Origin of the sequence: Nodosilinea nodulosa PCC 7104 (assembly GCF_000309385.1) — a bacterium.
GTDB lineage: Bacteria > Cyanobacteriota > Cyanobacteriia > Phormidesmidales > Phormidesmidaceae > Nodosilinea > Nodosilinea nodulosa.
The window spans coordinates 284574-300878 of the sequence record NZ_JH976538.1 but is presented as its reverse complement, the minus strand read 5'-3'; the positions used below and the strand labels follow the sequence as shown (position 1 = coordinate 300878).

The following is a 16305-nucleotide window of genomic DNA, read 5'->3' as shown; positions in this document are numbered from 1 at the left end:
CTGCTGGCAGCGCACTTCCCCGCTCAAAGAAGTTAACCTTGGCCATTCCGTACTACTTCACTTTCCTACGCCCCGAAGTACGCCTCCACGCAGCGCACAAACATCTCGACCCCAAGCCCCAGGGCGGTTTCGTCGAAGTCAAAGCGGGGGTGGTGGTGGGGGTAGGCCAGGGCCTTGTCGGCATTGGCGGAGCCCAGAAAGAAATAGCACCCCGGCACGGCCTGCAAAAAGAAGGCCATGTCTTCGCCGCCCATGGTGTGGCAGTCGGGCACCACGCCGGCGGGGGTTTCCACCACCGCCAGGGCCACCGATCGCACCAAATCCGCCATCCCCGCATCATTGACTACCGGCGGATACCAGGCGTCGTAGCGAAAGGTGTAGCTGGCGCCGTGGCTCTGGCAAATGCCCGCAATGATTTGCTCCAGGCGGGGGGCAAAATAGTCGGCGTAGACGGGGTCAAAGTAGCGTACGGTGCCGCTAAAGTCCGCCGTATCGGCGATCACGTTGTGGGTTCTGCCCGCGTGGAACTGACCCACCGTTACCACTGCCGCCTTGGTGGGGTCGATATTGCGCGCCACGATCGTTTGCAGGGCGTTGACAATCTGTGCCCCCACCACAATGGAGTCAACCGTTTGGTGGGGCAGCGCCCCGTGGCCCCCCTTGCCCTGCACCGTGCAGCTAAACGACTCTGTGGCCGCCATTAGCGGGCCGCTGCGAACACCCACCGTGCCCAGGGGCAGATTGTTCCACAGGTGGAGGCCAACCATGGCGTCTACGTCGGGGTTGGTGAGCACCCCGGCCTCGATCATGGGCTTGGCGCCCCCCGGCCCTTCTTCAGCGGGCTGGAAGATGATTTTGACGGTGCCCGCAAAGCTGTCGCGGTGGTGGGCTAGGTAGTAGGCGGTGCCGAGGGCGATCGCCACGTGACCATCGTGGCCGCAGGCGTGCATCAGCCCGTCGTGCTGCGAGCAGTAGGGCACCTGGTTTTCCTCTTGAATCGGCAGGGCATCCATATCGGCGCGAATGCCCAGCACCGGACCCGATCGCGTGCCCTCAATTACCGCTGCCACGCCGGTTTTGGCAATGTTGCGCCGATGCTCAATGCCCCACTCGGTGAGGCGATCGCAGATAAAGTCGGCGGTCAGCCATTCTTTAAACCCCAGCTCGGGTTTTTGGTGCAGGCTGCGCCGCCAGGTGACTAGCTGCTCTTGCAGCGCTTGAATCGCCGGGCGAATGCGATCGCGGTTGACGGGCAGCGGCGGAGCAGTGGTGGCAAACATAGCGCAATGACTGGAGAAATGGGCTGAAGCAAACCTCCCCCGTGGGTAGAGGTACCAATACCAGCATAAACTAGCCGCCCCTGGATCCTTGCCTGCCCGAGACTCAGCCCAGCATTTGCAGTTTAATAGAGGTGTTCAATCCCCACCTATCGATCAAGTTTATGACCCTCCAGGAACTACAGGATCAGGCCCTTCAACTTTCCGTTGAGGCTCGCTGGCAACTCGTGCAGGCGGTTCTAGACTCGCTGCAAAAAGAGACCCACTGCGCCCTCATGGAACCTGATCCCGCCTTTCCAGACATCGCCTTTCGCTCCGATGCCGAAAACAGCTGGGTACCCGTCATTCACGGCACCAGCATCCATGTCAGAACCGTTGTGATGGCCGCGATCGAGTGGGAATGGTCGGCAGAGCAAATCGCTGAAGAGTACGGTCTTTCAAAGGCTCAGGTAGATGCAGCCCTGGTGTTTTACAACGCCCACAGCCACGAGGTCAACGGCGCTGCCCCGGAGCATTTGCCCAAAACCCTGCCGGAGAACCCGCCCGAAAAAGCCCTTGAAAAAGCTCCCGAAAAGGCGATCGAGTCGGCAAAGCCCTAGGCCTCACGCTGTTCCCTGCTATAGATACCTCAAGATCGGATAAGCGCTAGACTGTCAATAACACAGTTATGAAAGTTAACAAATGCTTCCCGATTTGATTGGCGCAACCCGAGACTACTGGCGCAAGCTGGATGAGGTCGAAGCCGCCTACCGCCGCAACGAACTCACCGCTAAAGAGGTGGATGCCAGGGTTAAAGCGCTGATGGCAGAGCTGGGCCAAACCCGACGGCAGCTGTTGAGAGATAGTTGGGCGATCGCCCAAACCTTTGTCAGTCAGCAGGGCGAGGCGCTAGCGGGCGTAGCGGCACTGGGCGTGTTGGCCTATGTGTGGCTGGTAATAAATGGGCAGGCTTAGCAGGCTTTATCGATAACCCTTGAATCTTGTCGGGCACAGCGAAAGGCATGAGCGTTGAGCTGAGACTCGATTTACGGAGGGTTTAACGCTTAGCTAAAGGTTTATGATCGAGACCATATCGCTCAGGCCTCCTTCTATGCAAATTACCCTTGATTTACCTGACGACTTGGCGTTTCAGCTGGGTGCTGTTCAAAATAAGTTGCCTGAAATTCTAAAGCTGGGCCTGCGAGAGCTGAATGCCAGCCCTGGAGAAGGTTTTTCGGGCATTGCTGATATTTTGGAGTTTTTAGCTGAACTTCCGACGCCGGATGAGATTTTGGCTTTACGCCCTACTCCTGAACTCCAGACGCAAATCAGTGAGCTTTTAGAAAAGAACCGCTCTAATGGTTTAGATGCGGATGAAGAACGGCTTTGGCAAAGCTATGAATATCTTGAACATATTGTGCGAATGGCCAAGGCTAAAGCCTATATTAAGCTTCAATCTAGTCAAGTCTGATGGCCTATATTCCTGTAGCGCTAAGGCAAGCGGTTTACGCCAGGGCAAACGGATGTTGTGAATATTGTTTAGTCCCAGAAGCTTTAGCTTTGGCTCCCTATGAAATTGATCACATCATTGCTGAAAAGCACGGCGGGAAAACCGCAGAAGAGAATTTGGCTTTTTCTTGTACGCTCTGCAACAAGTATAAAGGCAGCGATATTGCCTCCGTCGATCCTACTTCCCAAGAAATCGTTAGGCTTTATCATCCGCGCCAGGATCAATGGAGCGACCACTTTAATATTCAAGATGGAGCTATTATTGTTGGACTAACCTCGGTCGGCAGTGTTACGGCTCGACTGCTGAGGTTGAATCGGCGCGATCGTATCCAAGAACGCCAGCTTCTGATAACCGCAGGCTTAATTCAAATTCCAAAAAAAGCTTGATATTAGCTATAGGAGATCTGACTTGAATACAGTACGGCAGAAGCCCTGATCAATAATCGTTACACAGCATCTTAGTCGTAGGATGCATTCGCGGCTTAGAGTCTTCAAGTTGTAAAAGCTCAGTTAACCTTTAATCTTTCTAAGCCGCAATACACTGCCTAACTTCCGCCTCTGCTGCGCGATCGCCAGCAAGACCTGCCCCGTGACCTCCAGCGCTTTGGCACTGTGACCGAGCAGGCCCAACACCTGCGCGACACCGCCTGCGAACTGGAGCTAGCCCCCGGCGAAGCCATGCAGTGGTTCGTCGGGAGCCTGGAGAAATAACAGTATCTAACTTGCAGGCATAGGATTGGCTGATAAGGCTACTTAGCTAGAGTCAGGAAAATAGCGGAACAAAAACGCTCTAACCGTCAAGATTGAAATTTCTCCGATCTGTTCTAACGCAAGTAGGTCATCATCTCCAGAGACAATAGCGATCGCCTGGGCAGCGACAGCCGCCTGTAAAACAATCATGTCGTCTTGGTCGCGCAATTCTGGGACTGCAAGTGGCGGTGGACTTTCGCAAATGGTGGCTAACCGGGTGACGTTGATGAGCAAAGCCTCTGAAGTGCTGCTAAGTCGCTTTAGCCGAGATTGAAACTTCGGATAGCCTAAGACATCTGCTAGTTCGGCTAAAAGATCTTGGGACGTGTAGATTTCGACATGACCATCCTGAGCCAGTTTGATTAATTGGGCGGGTAGGCCGCCAAACAGCAGGGCAGAAATCCAAAGGTTTGTGTCGAGCACGACTCTACGATTTAGCTCGCTCATGCCTGATGTCTTTAACGATCTGGCAAATTTCGGCCTCTGATGGCTGATCGGGGTCAGGGCCAAGGGCTTCGACGCGCTCAAGCAGGGTATCTAAGGAAATAGGTTGAGCAATTTTTTTAAGCAGAATGGTATCTTCGGTTTGCCACACCAGGTATTCGTCGCCGGGATTAAGGGTGGCGAGAATCTCTGGCGGAAAGGCAAACTGGCGATCGCGCGTAATGCTTACAACTTTGGTCTGGGCCATAGAATCACCAAAGGGCGTAATAATCTAATTTTACCGAGTGCCGCTTGCCTGGCGTTGCAAGGATTATAGGAAAAAGAAACCGGGTTTCTTGCGAGGGTAGCAAATAAACCTTGGCTAAAACCGCAGAAACCCGGTTTCTGGGCGCAGCAAGCGTTAATCTGCGGTGCGTTAGCAACCAGGCTAATTTGGTCTCTACAAATTAATGGAGTTATCTTTGGGGCAGGCTCTACGGCGACTCTATGACCTCTGGTGAAGCACCCTCTAACCCGCCCAAGCTATCGGCCATTCAGCGGCTCAAACTCATTCGCACGCTGAACGGGTTGCCAGGGACGCAGTTTGGAGAGCTGGCCTTTAGCCTAAATCCGCCGCCAGGGATTATTCCCCCTGACATTGCCGCCCAGGGAAATCGCACCTCTATTTTGTTGCAGTGGGCAGAGGGTACGGGCGGCCCAGGGCTGGCGGTGGTGCAAGAGGTTCTCAGCCTGATTCTGAGAGAACCCAACCCAGTTGCATCGAACAGCCCGAACAATGGCCCCTTGTTTTTGGCTCCGCGTCGAAATCCGTTCTTTACCGGGCGAGAGGCCGTGCTAGGGCAGATTCACCAGGCGATGGCAGCAGGGGAAACGGCAGCCCTGAGCGGCCTGGGCGGCGTGGGCAAAACGCAGACAGCGGCGGAGTATGCCCATCGCTACCTAGGGCACTACAGTAACGTGCTGTGGGTGCGGGCCGAAACGCAGGATGAGCTAACGTCGGGGCTGACGGCCCTGGCCCAAGACCTGGGGCTAAAGCCGAGCCAGGAGGCCGACCAGGCCGTGGTGGTGCAGGCGGTGAAGGGCTGGTTGAGCCAAAACGCTGGCTGGCTGCTGGTACTCGACAATGCCGACCACCTGGAGCTGGTGCGAGACTGGCTGGCGCTGGGCAACCAGGGCCACATTTTGCTGACCACTCGTGCCTCAGAGACGCGACCACTGGCGGTGTGCGTTCCAGTATTAAAAATGCCGCTCCAGGAAGGGGCGCTGTTTTTGCTGCGGCGCAGTGGCCGGGTGGGCAAAGAAGGCACCTGGGAAGAAGCAACAGAGGCCGATCAGGCTTTGGCGCTGGCGCTGTGCGCGCAGATGGATGGGCTGCCGCTGGCCCTAGACCAGGCGGGGGCCTACATTTTAGAGACGCCCTCTAGCCTGAAGGAATATTTGCGACTTTACGAAACGGCTGGGCCGCAGCTATTGGCCCAGCGGGGAGACAACGCCCTCGACCACCCTTCGGTGACGATCACGTTTGGGCTGGCGGTGCCGGTGGCGAGCCAGCGACTACCGGCGGTGGCGGCGTTGCTGAACCTGTGTGCGTTTTTGGCCCCGGATGGCATTCCGGAAGAGGTGTTTAAAGACGGTGCAGCGGCGTTTGAGGAGCCGTTGCAGAGTGCCCTGGTCGAGCCGCTGGAGTATATGGCGCTGCTGCGAGAAGCGGGGCGGTTTTCGCTGGTGGTGCGCGATGTGCAGGAGCAAACCTTTAGCGTGCATCGGCTGGTGCAGGAGGTGATTCGCGATGGGCTGGATGAAGCGGCGCAGGAAAGCCTGGTGCGGCAACTGCTGGAGGCGATGAATGGGGTATTTCCAAAGCCTGAGTTTGCGAATTGGTTGGTGTGCGATCGCCTGCTGCCCCATGCCTTAGCTTTAGTAGGTTGGCAACAGCACTTTGCAATTGAAACTGAATCAACTGGACGCCTGCTTAATAATATTGCCTTTTATCTCAATGATCGTGGTCGCTACAGCGAGGCCGAACCTCTCTACCAAGCAGCACTGGCGATGAGAAAATGGCTCTTGGGTGACGAGCATCCAAATGTGGCTGAAAGCCTTAACAATTTGGCGGTGCTTTACGACAATCAAGGCCGCTACAGCAAGGCCAAACCCCTTTACCAAGAAGCCCTAGTGATGCGTAAACGCCTGTTGGGCGATGAACATCCAAATGTGGCTGAAAGCCTTAACAATTTGGCGGTGCTTTACGACAATCAAGGCCGCTACAGCGAGGCCGAACCCCTTTACCAAAAAGCTTTAGTGATGCGCAAACGCCTATTGGGTGATGAGCATCCCGATGTGGCTGAAAGCCTCAATAATCTAGCGGGGCTTTACAAAAGTCAAAGGCGCTATAGCGAGGCCAAACCTCTCTACCAAGCGGCTCTGGCTATGCGCAAACGGCTGCTGGGCAACGAGCATCCAAATGTGGCTAGTAGCCTCGACAGTCTAGCGGGGCTTTACAAAAGTCAAAGGCGCTATAGCGAGGCCGAACCCCTCTATCAAGCGGCTCTGGCTATGCAAAAACGGCTGCTGGGCAACGAGCATCCAAGTGTGGCTAGTAGCCTCAACAATCTAGCGACGCTCCACAAAAATCAAGGCCGCTACAGCGAGGCCGAACCCCTCTATCAAGCAGCTCTGGCTATGCGCAAACGGCTGCTGGGCAACGAGCATCCAAATGTGGCTAGTAGCCTCAACAGTCTGGCGGGGCTCTACGACAGTCAAGGCCGCTACAGCGAGGCTGAACCCCTCTACCAAGCGGCTCTGGCGATGTCCAAACGGCTGTTGGGCGACGAGCATCCAAATACTAGGGCTGTTCAGCAAAATTTAGAAGTTCTGCAGCAAAGGCAAGGATTTTGCGCCTTGTAGGGGCAAACACCGTTTGCCCAGACCCGTTGTGGGCAACCAATGGGGGTTAAGTGCTGGGGTGAGGCGTATACCTTGCATTGGGCGAATGCCATTCGCCCCTAAGGAGGCATGGATCTGCATTGCCTAACGGAAATGACGGCGTGCAATCCACGGGTGCTACCCATTCTCTGAGTGATGTCATCGCCGGATAAAATGCCCTCAAGCCTGTAGCATTTTTAACTTGCGCTCGGCGTACAGATGGGGTATTTTTGCTGAATGGCTGTGTGCGTGCAGCTGTGTTTCCCCAAAATTTAGTCAAACGCCACTGGAAGGTGTTGGTACCACCAACCAGCGGCTGACCCCTTCGACAGGTAGTAGCTGTCGCGGAGGCTAGGGCTATTATTGCCCAGGCCGCCCCGAACTGCACAACGTCTGGGGCGGCTAAATTTTTGGGCTTACCTACCCATCCGTATCTATTGGAGGAAGCCCAATGTTGTCTTATCTCTCAGGTACCGGGTGCTTTGAAAGCACCCGGTACCTAAACCCACTATGCCTCGAAACTCCCGACACCCAACCGGAGCGGGAGCGATTGCGCCATCTGGTGATTGGCTCGCCCGAAGGCGTGCGAGGGGCTATTAACCACCTGCATCTGCTCCGCTACGCCGAACAGCACGAGTGGAGCTGGTTGGTAACCATCCCAGCGTCGGGAATTTTGATTACCCCAGCGCAGGGGGAAGTGTTTAGCTACCTGCTCCGCTATCGGCAACTTTGACCCGCAGGATAGGCACGCTTTGCTGTGCTCATCCGTTCACGATCTCACTTAGGAAGCGGTGTCCGGCTACTACAAAATCTCCGCTAGCCGCTCAATCAAGCGATCGCATTCCTCGATCGTGTTGTAGTGCACCATGCTGACCCGCACCACGCCCTGGTTCGGCAGTAGCCCCAAATCTTCGATCAGCCGCAGCGCGTAGAAATGTCCGTAGCGAATGCCAATCTTGTGAGCATCCAGGTGGGGCGGAATTTGGTCGCTACTCATCCCTTTTACCACAAACGAAATGGTCGACACTCGCTTGGCGGGGTCAGCCGTATCGCGGCCAATAATTTTCACCCTTGGCCGACCGTGCAAAAACGCCAGCAGCCGCTGATTCAGTTCCCCCTCGTGCGCCTGAATCAGCTCAAAGGCGCGATCGATCGGGTCTGCACCGCTGTCGTGGCCGTGGTGCTGGGCCAGCGCCTCAAAATACTCGGGGATGGCCGTGAGGCTGTAGCTCAGCTCGTAGCTGCTGCCGCCGGGCTGAAACTTGTAGGGGATTGCCGCGTCGTCAATGAAGTAGTGGTTGTACCCCGGCAGAGCCAGCAGCAGCTCTTTTTTGCCGTAGAGCAGCGCCTGGTGGGGGCCGTACACCTTGTAAAGACTAAAGGTGTAAAAATCGACATCCAGCGCCTGCACATCCACCCGGCGGTGGGGGGCAAAGGCGACGCCATCGACGCACAGCAGCGCCTCGTGGGCGTGGACCAGATCGGCGATCGCCCGCACCGGATTAATGCTGCCCAGCACGTTCGACGCGTGGGTCACCGCCACCAGGCGAGTGCGCGGCGTCAGCAGCGCCTCCAGATCGGCCAGCTCCAGCTCAAAGGTGGTGGGGTTCACCCGCCAGGTTTTGACCACAATGCCCTCGCGCTCCAGCTCTGTCCAGGGGCTAATGTTGGCCTCGTGGTCGGCGTTGGTGACGACAATTTCATCCCCCGGCTCTAGGGTGGGGCGAAAGCACTGGGCCAGCATTCGCAGCAGCGCCGAGGTGCTGGGGCCAAGCACCACTTCGTCCGGGTCGGCGGCATTGATGAATTTGGCCATGGCCTTAGCTCCCGCCGCCACCCGCTCCGTCGCCCGCTGCGACACCGCGTAGGAAGCCCCCAGCTGCACGTTCGACTCGTAGAGAAAGTCGGTGATGCGATCGACCACGGGCTTGAGAATTTGAGAGCCGCCCGCGTTGTCGAAAAAGACCCAGTCGCCCGCCAGCGACGGAAAGTGCTGGCGCACAAAATCAAGCTGTAGGGTCGGGGACTGGGTCAACATAGGGAACGTGGCATGGGCTAAAGGAGCAAGTAACAGTCTAGGGGATTTTCTCCTGGCGGCGAGATATCGCAAATGGCCCCTAGTACTCGAAGGCTGAACTATGTCAACTATTCCAGCTCGCTTGGCTCCCTAGCTCCCCTGCTCCCTCGCGATTGACACTAGTCTGGGATGAATCCTCGCCGCCGGGGCTAGACCATAGGCCATACTAAATCCGAGTTAAAGAGGCCGCTATGGAAAGCACTGCTCAAATCATCCGCATCCTGGCCGTATCGGGGAGCCTGCGCCGGGTCTCGTCGAATACTGCCCTGCTTCAGGCCGCGATCGCACTATCTCCCCCAAATATTGACATTAGACTCTATTCTGGCCTCGGCAACTTACCCCACTTCAACCCCGACCTGGAACCCGCAGACCCCCCAGCGGTGAGCGATCTGCGGCGGCAGATGGCCTGGTCCGATGGCCTGCTGATTTCGAGTCCAGAATACGCCCACGGCGTACCGGGCAGCTTGAAAAATATGCTGGATTGGTTAGTCAGCGGCGAAGAGTTTGTGGGCAAGCCGATCGCGCTGTTCAATGCCTCGCCCCGCGCCGTCCATGCCCAGGCTTCGCTGATCGAGGTTGTGACCACCATGGCCGGGCAACTTGTGCCCGAAGCCTCGATTGCGGTGGCTCTGCTGGGCAGACAACTCGACGCAGCAGCGATCGCGGCTGACCCGGAGATCTCGGGGCAGGTGAAAGCCGCGATCGCTGCGTTTGCTGCCGCCATTGGTCAGCTGCCGCCCAGGTCTAGCCCCAGGGCGTAACCGTGGGAGTCGCCTAATTTTTGATGAACCCCCCCAAATCGGGCCGGTAGCGGGCCACAAACCCGCCGTGGGAATCGTACACCGCCACCTGGCGATCGATCTGATGACTGGTGCTGATAATTTGATCAATTAGCTGCTGGACGCTGGGACTGAGCTGGTTGGTAAAGGCAAAGGTGCCGTCGGCGGCGGGGGGGGTAATGGCCTGGCGCAGCGGCTCGGCGTACTGGCTAGAAAGAATTACCTGAATCTGGCTGGGGTCTTCCCGCACGGTGCAGGGGGTGGCAGAACCCTCGCACAGCTGAGCCAGCTTGGTCGTCAGGGTTTGCAGGGCCACGGCAGTGCGCAGGTGGTTCTGGGCATTGGCCAGGGCAGGCTGGTAGGTCTCAAGCAGCACCCCACCTTCCTCCGCCAAAATGGTGCTGCTGGGAATTTGCTCGGCGCTGGCTACGGCTTTCTGCCACTGCGCCAGGGCCATTGTCCACTGGCCCTGGGCCTCAAAAGCGGCGGCAGAGCGGGCAGCCTGCACCGCCAGGTGGTAGTTGCGCGCGCCCGCCTCTTCGAGAGTGGCCCGGTTGGCCACCTGGTTGAGCTGCTGGCGGTAGTCATTGAGCTGGGCCTGGGCCTCACCGTAGGCCATGGTGCCCTGGGGAATGAGCGACAGCCCTTTGATCGCCGCCTGCCACTCTTTGGTGGCCAGCTGCCAGCCCGCCAGGGAGTTGGCGCTTTCCATGCGCTGCTGGGCCAGCTTGCCGGTTTGAATGGCGGTGTTAAAGTTGGCCTCGGCTTCTTCTTCGGCCACAATCCGGTGGCCAATGGCGCTGTAGTTGGCCCGATACTCGTGCAGCTTTTTCTGGCTGTAGTCGTAGGCGGGGCTGTCGGCGGGAATGCTGGCCAGCCAGTCGATGGCCTGCTGCCAGAGCAGGTGCACGTTGACCCAAACCTCGACCGGGTGGGGCGGGTTTTGGCTTAGGTTGGCGGCCTCGGTGGCAATGGCCTGGCCCTGAATGACGGCATTGAGGGAGGTAATACTCTCCTGGTATTGCCGCAGGTCAGCCTGAGCGGCTTCGTAGTGAGACGACCAGGTGGGTACCGGAGTGAGCAGGTCAATCGCATTCTGAAGATCTAGCTGGGCAGCGGCTAAGTCTTCGCCGTTGGGGCTGTTGGCAAGGGTGGCCTGGGCTTCATCGGAGAATTCAGCAGCGTGATCGATGCGATCGCAGCGGCCCACCACGCAGGGCCGCGAGAGGGCATAGGCAAAGGCCCCGCTGCCGACCAAAATCAGCGCTGCCAGGCCATAGCTCCAGTAGTAGCGGAGCGATCGCAGCCCCCGATCGGTCCAGCGCTGGCCCCAGTTTCCCCCACCCTCCGGCGCCTGCACCGCCGCATCAGGAAGCGCCAGGGCAGCGTCGTTAAACGCCAGCCCTGTAGTAGGCCCAGGGCTAGCCCCATCACTAGCCCTATTGGCGGAGGGGGCAGGATCTCCCGCATCGGCCAGGGCGGGGGCAACCGGGGCGGAGTCAGCGGCAGAATTGGGAGCTGCCTGCTCTGCTAGTGGGGCTGGCGGAGGATCTGCTGCCCCTGAGGTATCGAGGGCCTCAGGGGCAGCCGCCTCGATAACGCCAGCGGCAGTCCCAGACTCACTGGGAAAGACCACCTGGATGGCATCCTCGGGCTGCCAGGTGAAGGTGTGAATGGCGTAGGGCTGGGCCGCCGCCTTGAGCTTCAGATAAATACGGGCGGAGAGCATCTCTGCAGCGGCCCAGGCCGCATCGGGCAACCCTACCGTAGGCACCAGATCTCGAAACGCTGACTCCAGCTCCTTGAGCAAATCCTTGGGCTGGCCGACCTCAGGCGCCGAGTGCTCGGCCAGCAGCAAGAGCCGTCCACCTCGCTCCGAACATTCCACATGGGTTAGCCCAGGATAGAGATTGGTCTCCTGGAGATAGCTAGCAAAGGCCTGCTGGAGAGGCTCAAAGCCCGTAGTGGTCGGCGACGATAGTGAGGTCATAGAGTACCGTTGAATATTGCCCCAAACTGTAGTGCTCCAAAGCGCAAACGGCCTAGCGTAACGACCCAGAAGGTTCTCAGCGGCTCTCCGCCTAACCGCTGGGGGTAAACCGGCCAGGGCGGGGAATGCCTTGTGAGTATGCTAGTGCAAGGTTGATATTCTGAAACAAGATATCTTGGCGTGATTTGGGGGTGACAGGTCGCGGTGCTGATTTTAATTGTGGAAGACGAGGCCGAAATTGCCCGACTAATTCGGCTTTATTTAGAAAAAGAAGGCTTTACCTGCGAAGTCTGCGAAGACGGCGAAACGGCCCTGCGCTATCAGCAGACCCTCCAGCCCGATCTGATTATCCTCGACGTCATGCTGCCCAGGCTCGATGGCCTTGAGGTGTGCACCCGCATTCGCCAGGGACCAGGGGCCAAAGACCCTTACATTCTCATGCTCACGGCCCGGGGCGAAGAGATCGATCGCATCATTGGCCTCTCCACCGGGGCCGATGACTACCTGGTCAAACCCTTTAGCCCCCGCGAGCTGGTGGCGCGGGTGCGGGCTCTGCTGCGCCGCAGCCTGCGCCACAGCCAGGAGGCTCCCAGCCAGGCCTATCGCACCGCCCACTTTAGCCTCGACCTCGACCAGCGCACGGCCCACCGCCAGACCACCCCCAGCGAGGCAGAACTGCTCGACTTAACCCCGCTGGAGTTTGACCTGCTGGCCACCTTTATGAGCTATCCGGGCCGGGTGTGGAGCCGCCAGCACCTGATCGAAAAGCTCTGGGGCGAAGACTTCTTTGGCGACGAGCGCGTGGTCGACACCCACATCGCCCGCCTGCGCAAAAAGGTCGAACCCGACTCGTCGCAGCCGACCTTTGTTAAAACCGTGACCGGCGTTGGCTACCGCTTTGAGGACGACCCGCTGTAGGCCCATCGGTCGGCCCTTAGCCCAGGCTTAGCATCCCGTGGCACTCGCGCCAGCCGTGCGCCGCCGCACGCTGCCTAGTGCTGGAAAGCTGGATATATCCAACGTTTTGGCGCGCCTGGCTCCCTGGCTTGCAGAAATAGTCCCTGAACTTCCGCCTCAGAGTACTAGTCGGGCTTAAAAATGCTCAGGCCCATGAGGTGGGCATCGACATTGGGGCTGTGGGTGGTCAGGGCGAGGCGTAGGTAGCCATTGTCAACCACGATGGGATAGGGACCATAGCGCCGCCAGGCCCCCTGGGGCAGATAGCCAATGCCCTCAGCCACAGGTTTGCCCTCCACGGACAGATTTAAGCTGTGCCAGTGGCTCTGGTAGTTTTCCATCACCCACAGGTAAATGTCGTAGCTGCCGTTGGGCAGGGGCTGCTCAATATCGAGGGTTTGGGCCTTAAAAATAACGCTGTTGAGCATGGCGCGCGTTCCCCGACTGGCGTAGGGGCGGGGGATTTTCTGGGTGGTGGCCGTCTGTGCCCCTGGGGTCGATAGCCCTGTGTCCAGCGCTTCTGCATAGGACTGCCAGCGATTGCCCCCCACCACCACCGCCCCACCGCCAAAGTTAATGCCCTTTACAAAGACCCCCTGGGCCGGAGACGGCGACCGGGCCGGGGCGACCCTATCTCGCAGCGCTAGCCAGGGCTGCCACAGCAGAAACATAGCCAGAACCAGAATCTTATGGACCATGGGGGAGCGACCTGAGGGGCTAACGTCAACTACCCATCATCGGGCAGACCAGGCCGCGCTGAAGAGATCGCAGCGAGAGCTTTACAGGTTGCTTGAGATTTACCCCAGAAAGGTTGAGTTTTCCGTGATCTCGCCGGCTTGCCCCGCACCCGCTACCATAGGGAACCGCCGCCCCTAAAAACGTTTTGCCCATGGGCCTCTGGCAGCTCGATCAAATCCGCATTGTCCTGGTTGAACCGGCGGGGCCGCTGAACGTGGGGGCCACGGCGCGGATTATGAAAAATATGGGCCTGCGCCAGCTGGTGCTGGTCAATCCCCAGTGCGATCGGGCGGCAGAGGAGGCCCAGCGGATGGCGGTGCACGGCGCTGACGTGCTGGCGGCGGCGCAGGTGGTGACTGATTTACCTGCGGCGCTAATGGGCTGTGAGCGGGCGATCGCCACCACGGGTCGGCTGCACCGCCAGGATCAGCCCCTGGATCTGCCCGAGGTGGCGCTGCCCTGGCTGCTGCCGCCAGACCCCGCCGAGAGCTTTGCCGCCGCCCTGATCTTTGGCCCCGAAGACCGGGGCCTCAGCAACGAGGAGCTAGTCTACGCCCAGCGCTGGGTGCGGATTCCGGCCGGCGATCGCTATCCCTCGCTCAATCTGGCCCAGGCGGTGGCGGTGTGCAGCTACCTGCTGCACCGCTACGCCCTGGCAGAGGCGCTGGAGGCCGCCTTCCCAGCCCGAGCGGCGGCCACGGGCGCAGGGCATTCTGCACCGCTGGAGCAGATTGAGGGGTTTTATCAAGATTTGGAAATCGTTTTGCTGAAAATCGGTTATCTTTACCCCCATACCGCTGCCAGCCGGATGGCAAAACTGCGGCGGTTGCTGCATAGATCTGGGCCAGATAGCCAGGAGTTGGCTATGCTTAGGGGCGTTCTAAGGCAGGTGAACTGGGCCATAGATAGAGAGAGTCCTCAGTAGAGACTAGGCCCTATCTACGGCGGGCAGATAACGGCACACACGGCGTGAGTAAGTCAGATGGCACAGTACGACGATTCTCGCAATCCATTTTCGGCGGCTTCGGGTCGCCCCGAGGCTAGCTCACCCTGGAGTGAGCCCGCTCCCCCTGCGCCCGAGGGCGGTCGGGGCGGGCTACAGCTCCCCGGCGAAGCCAGTAGCACCTGGGGCAGCGATGGGTTTCAGCGGCCCTCCCCGGTGGCGCGACGACGCAATCAGTGGCGGCAGCACCAGCAGCTCACCCCTGACTTTGGCGTTGCCCCCGCTGAGTCCGAGCCAGAGGGGCGCCCCCCGACGCGAGGCAATGCCTCACTGCCGCCGGTCAACCGTGGCGCCGCCGCCCAGCCCCAGCGATCGCCCGCTCCCACCCGGCCAGAGGTACGGGTACAGCAGAGTGCGCCCGTTTCGCCGCGCCCGCCCCAGCCGGGAACACCGCCGCTGCAAATGCACCCCCACAGCATTCACCCCAGCACCCTCAACCCCGGTGCTGGCGCCGCTCCCCTGGGCCGGAGCGGGTCGCCTGCCGGGGCGCTGCCCCCCAACGTCACCCCCCTGCGGACGGGGCAGCGACGGTGGTCGCAGACTGGTCGAGGGGAAGCCTCGCAGACTGGTCGAGGAGGAGCTTCGCCCGCCGCCGCTCAGGCCGCCCGCGGGCTAGTGCCAGAACCCGGCGTTGAGTCTGGCCCGCTGCCGGAGGGCCCTCCCCGGCGATCGCGGGCGGCAACGGCGCGGCGGCGGTTGGCCAATCCGCCCCTGCCCCTGCTCTACCTGATTCGGCTGGTTATTTTAGGCGTCGGGGTAGCGGCGATCGCGGGCACACTCCTGTCGGTGCTCAGCCCCAGCAATGTGGCCTCGCCCGGCAATGAGGTGGCCCCGCCCGCCCGAGAGACTGCCGCCCTTAAAGCTTCGGGGCCGCTGGTGCAGGGCGGCGCCGCTACCACCATTGCCAGCCTGCGATTGGCCAGCGAGTTCACCCACCTCAAGGGTGAGCTGGAGAACCTGGCCACCCTCACCCCCGGCCTTACCCCCCTGGCCTTTGCCGTCGATCTCGATTCGGGCCAGTACGTCGATCTGGGCGGCGGCGAGCCGATCGCCGCCGCCAGCACCATCAAAATGCCAATTTTGGTGGCCTTTTTGCAGCAGGTTGACGCGGGCACCATGGACCTCAACCAGGCCATGGTGCTGCGGGAAGAGGACGTGGCAGGGGGTTCGGGCACCATGCACAGCGATGCCGTGGGTACTCAATACACCGCCCTGGAGGTGGCGACCCACATGATTGTGTCGAGCGACAACACCGCCGCCAACATGATGATTGCTGCCCTGGGGGGCATGGAGGCGCTCAACCAAACCTTCGCCAGCTGGGGGCTAGAGCAGACGCTGCTGCGCAACCCCCTGCCGGATCTAGATGGTACCAACACCACCAGTGCTAAAGATCTGGCCCTGCTGATGGCGCTGATTGACCAGGGTGGCCTGCTGACGCCGCGATCGCGCGATCGCATGTTCAGCATCATGCAGCGCACCGAAAACGCTAGCCTAATCCCCTCGGGCATCACTGATGGGTCCATAACAGCCCACAAAACCGGCGATATTGGCACCATGCTGGGCGACGTCGCCTTAATAGACGTGCCCAACGGCAAGCGCTATGCCCTGGCATTGCTGGTGCAGCGGCCCGACAACGACGGCCGCGCCAGCGAGCTCATTCGCCGCATGACGACCACCGTGCACACCGAGATGGCCCAGCCTGTAGCCCCCGTAGGGACTCCCAGCGCGGCTCCGGCGGCCAGCTCCAGCCCGGCTCCAGCCGTTCCCGCATCGCCCGCCGATCCCTACACCACCGAAAGCCCCACCAGCGTGGAGCCAGTGGATGTGTCGCCGCCGAGCAGAGAGCCCGCACGCGATGAAATTCCGCCGGGGTAGAGGCT

At 59.7% G+C, this 16305-nt stretch carries 17 protein-coding genes; 11 read left to right on the top strand and 6 right to left on the bottom strand.

What is annotated here, in order from left to right; genetic code table 11:
- Window positions 1-65: 65 nt before the first annotated feature.
- Window positions 66-1280 (bottom strand): M20 metallopeptidase family protein, encoded by a 1215-nt coding sequence (locus LEPTO7104_RS0129625; protein WP_017302199.1) that lies wholly within the window; start codon window positions 1278-1280, stop codon window positions 66-68.
- Between the two features lie 161 nt (window positions 1281-1441).
- Between LEPTO7104_RS0129625 and LEPTO7104_RS37630 the strand changes: the two genes are divergently transcribed.
- From LEPTO7104_RS37630 to LEPTO7104_RS38985, 5 genes are all read left to right on the top strand, one after another.
- The gene (locus LEPTO7104_RS37630; RefSeq protein WP_155523995.1) at window positions 1442-1876 is read left to right on the top strand and encodes a DUF433 domain-containing protein; all 435 of its coding nucleotides are present in this window, start codon (window positions 1442-1444) and stop codon (window positions 1874-1876) included.
- Window positions 1877-1958: 82 nt separating this feature from the next.
- Window positions 1959-2231: a hypothetical protein gene (locus tag LEPTO7104_RS0129610; protein WP_017302197.1), complete on the top strand. Its 273-nt coding sequence runs from the start codon at window positions 1959-1961 to the stop codon at window positions 2229-2231.
- A gap of 136 nt (window positions 2232-2367) precedes the next feature.
- Window positions 2368-2727, top strand: a complete 360-nt coding sequence (locus tag LEPTO7104_RS0129605; RefSeq protein ID WP_017302196.1) for a hypothetical protein — start codon at window positions 2368-2370, stop codon at window positions 2725-2727.
- On the top strand, window positions 2727-3152 hold the full coding sequence (locus tag LEPTO7104_RS38990; protein WP_071527435.1) for an HNH endonuclease: 426 nt from the start codon (window positions 2727-2729) through the stop codon (window positions 3150-3152). The genes LEPTO7104_RS0129605 and LEPTO7104_RS38990 overlap by 1 nt, the downstream gene beginning before the upstream one ends.
- Before the next feature lie 171 nt (window positions 3153-3323).
- A complete protein-coding gene (locus LEPTO7104_RS38985) occupies window positions 3324-3476 on the top strand; it encodes a CRR7 family NDH-1 assembly protein (protein ID WP_225887138.1) in 153 nt (50 codons plus the stop codon).
- 42 nt (window positions 3477-3518) lie between these two features.
- On the opposite strand, the gene LEPTO7104_RS0129590 is transcribed toward LEPTO7104_RS38985, so the two are convergent.
- Together LEPTO7104_RS0129590 and LEPTO7104_RS0129585 are read right to left on the bottom strand one after the other, a co-directional pair.
- Window positions 3519-3962 (bottom strand): putative toxin-antitoxin system toxin component, PIN family, encoded by a 444-nt coding sequence (locus LEPTO7104_RS0129590; protein ID WP_017302193.1) that lies wholly within the window; start codon window positions 3960-3962, stop codon window positions 3519-3521.
- Complete coding sequence (locus LEPTO7104_RS0129585) at window positions 3943-4206, bottom strand: hypothetical protein (RefSeq protein WP_017302192.1); 264 nt, start codon at window positions 4204-4206, stop codon at window positions 3943-3945. Before LEPTO7104_RS0129585 ends, LEPTO7104_RS0129590 begins: the two co-directional genes overlap by 20 nt.
- A gap of 239 nt (window positions 4207-4445) precedes the next feature.
- On the opposite strand from LEPTO7104_RS0129585, the gene LEPTO7104_RS0129580 reads away from it, so the two are divergent.
- Window positions 4446-6863 (top strand): tetratricopeptide repeat protein, encoded by a 2418-nt coding sequence (locus LEPTO7104_RS0129580; protein WP_017302191.1) that lies wholly within the window; start codon window positions 4446-4448, stop codon window positions 6861-6863.
- A gap of 469 nt (window positions 6864-7332) precedes the next feature.
- Complete coding sequence (locus tag LEPTO7104_RS0129575; protein WP_017302190.1) at window positions 7333-7614, top strand: hypothetical protein; 282 nt, start codon at window positions 7333-7335, stop codon at window positions 7612-7614.
- A 69-nt stretch (window positions 7615-7683) separates the two neighbouring features.
- On the opposite strand, the gene LEPTO7104_RS0129570 is transcribed toward LEPTO7104_RS0129575, so the two are convergent.
- Window positions 7684-8919 (bottom strand): cysteine desulfurase-like protein, encoded by a 1236-nt coding sequence (locus LEPTO7104_RS0129570; protein ID WP_017302189.1) that lies wholly within the window; start codon window positions 8917-8919, stop codon window positions 7684-7686.
- A gap of 230 nt (window positions 8920-9149) precedes the next feature.
- Between LEPTO7104_RS0129570 and LEPTO7104_RS0129565 the strand changes: the two genes are divergently transcribed.
- Window positions 9150-9719 (top strand): NADPH-dependent FMN reductase, encoded by a 570-nt coding sequence (locus LEPTO7104_RS0129565; protein WP_017302188.1) that lies wholly within the window; start codon window positions 9150-9152, stop codon window positions 9717-9719.
- Window positions 9720-9732: 13 nt separating this feature from the next.
- Here the strand turns inward: LEPTO7104_RS0129565 and LEPTO7104_RS0129560 are convergent, their stop codons facing one another.
- Window positions 9733-11727, bottom strand: coding sequence for a hypothetical protein (locus LEPTO7104_RS0129560; protein WP_017302187.1), 1995 nt, complete (start codon window positions 11725-11727; stop codon window positions 9733-9735).
- Between the two features lie 204 nt (window positions 11728-11931).
- Between LEPTO7104_RS0129560 and LEPTO7104_RS0129555 the strand changes: the two genes are divergently transcribed.
- Window positions 11932-12645, top strand: coding sequence for a response regulator transcription factor (locus LEPTO7104_RS0129555; RefSeq protein WP_017302186.1), 714 nt, complete (start codon window positions 11932-11934; stop codon window positions 12643-12645).
- A gap of 164 nt (window positions 12646-12809) precedes the next feature.
- Here the strand turns inward: LEPTO7104_RS0129555 and LEPTO7104_RS0129550 are convergent, their stop codons facing one another.
- Entirely contained in the window at window positions 12810-13382 is a 573-nt protein-coding gene (locus LEPTO7104_RS0129550) for a hypothetical protein (protein WP_017302185.1), read from the bottom strand.
- Between the two features lie 191 nt (window positions 13383-13573).
- Here LEPTO7104_RS0129550 and LEPTO7104_RS0129545 point away from each other — a divergent pair, with 191 nt between their 5' ends.
- Window positions 13574-14347 (top strand): RNA methyltransferase, encoded by a 774-nt coding sequence (locus tag LEPTO7104_RS0129545; RefSeq protein ID WP_017302184.1) that lies wholly within the window; start codon window positions 13574-13576, stop codon window positions 14345-14347.
- Window positions 14348-14404: 57 nt separating this feature from the next.
- Window positions 14405-16300, top strand: a complete 1896-nt coding sequence (locus LEPTO7104_RS37625; RefSeq protein WP_017302183.1) for a serine hydrolase — start codon at window positions 14405-14407, stop codon at window positions 16298-16300.
- The last annotated feature ends 5 nt before the right edge of the window (window positions 16301-16305 follow it).